Here is a 1207-nt window from a genome sequence, read left to right as displayed (position 1 = left end):
CGGGGCTTGTATGGTTTTCCTACAGGTCCAAAATGGACCTGTCAGGGTGGAGGGGCAATCGGGGCTTCCGGCCTTACGGCACGGACCGTGGGAGATTTCGCCCCACTCTCACCAAAACGCCGATAGAGAATCCATCGGCAGAGCCAAGCCCGCTCGGACCGACGATATGTTGCAAGCCAGCGTCTGGTGAGCCCTGACAAGTCAAAGAACACTTTAGCTTGGAGGACGCCCCATGGCCAAGTCTGTAGAGTCCATCCTGATAGGGATCGATGTCAGCAAGGCTGAACTGGTCATCGCTCGCAACGATACGAAGCAAGTCGAGACGATCAAGAACACCGCAGCGGCCATCAAGCGGTGGCTGACATCTGTGCCAGCTGGATCAAGGATTGCCCTGGAGGCAACGGGGGTCTATCACCGGCTGTTGACCCAGTTGGCCCATGAGGCTGGCCACCCGCTCTTTCTACTCGATGGGTACAAGCTGAGTCATTATCGGGATGGCGTGGGCACCCGCGCCAAGACAGACCAGGCCGATGCCCGCCTCATCCTGCGCTATCTGACCAGGGAACGGGATGAGCTCAAGCCCTGGATACCACCCCACGATGCCTTCTACCGCATACAAAGCCTGATGCGCCGCCGGGCAGCGCTGGTGCAAACCAGAGTGGCGTTGAATCAAAGCTTGCGGGATATCCCTCAGCTCAAGCAGGTTGCCAAGCAGCTGGATCAGAATATCCGCCGTGTTGAGCAGTTGATCGTCCAGCGCCTCAAGCAGGCTCTGGCGGAGGTAGGTTGGTATGGCGACGCGCAGCGCTGCGATGCCATTGAAGGCATTGGTGAACTGACCTCCATGGCCCTGGCCAATACCTTTCACCGAGGACGTTTCAGGAGCAGTGATGCGTTCATTGCCTACCTTGGAATGGATGTGAAAGTACGCGATTCAGGCACACAGAAAGGGCGCCGAAAACTAACCAAGAAAGGTGATCCCGAGTTGCGGCGGCTGCTCTACAATGCGGCTATGGCCGCCCGCAAGACTACAGCCTGGAAGGGACTGTACAACACCTACCTGGCGCAGGGTCTCAAGCCGACCCAGGCTCTGGTCAAGCTGGCGAGAAAACTGGCCCGCATCGCATTTGCACTGATGCAGCACCAGACAGCCTATCAACCAAAAACATCAGGTTGAGGGTTGCCTGGAACCATAGAATCTCCCACA

Annotated in this window: 1 protein-coding gene; it reads left to right on the top strand. The window is 57.7% G+C overall.

The window, feature by feature from the left end:
* The first annotated feature begins 232 nt into the window (after nt 1-232).
* The gene (locus H6X51_RS19830; RefSeq protein ID WP_185269131.1) at nt 233-1177 is read left to right on the top strand and encodes an IS110 family RNA-guided transposase; all 945 of its coding nucleotides are present in this window, start codon (nt 233-235) and stop codon (nt 1175-1177) included.
* Nucleotides 1178-1207: the final 30 nt, after the last annotated feature.

The organism is Halopseudomonas xiamenensis, from assembly GCF_014219065.1.
GTDB classification, from domain to species: Bacteria; Pseudomonadota; Gammaproteobacteria; order Pseudomonadales; family Pseudomonadaceae; genus Halopseudomonas; species Halopseudomonas xiamenensis.
Note: the sequence above shows the minus strand (reverse complement) of the source record. Positions and strands in the feature narration are given on the sequence as shown.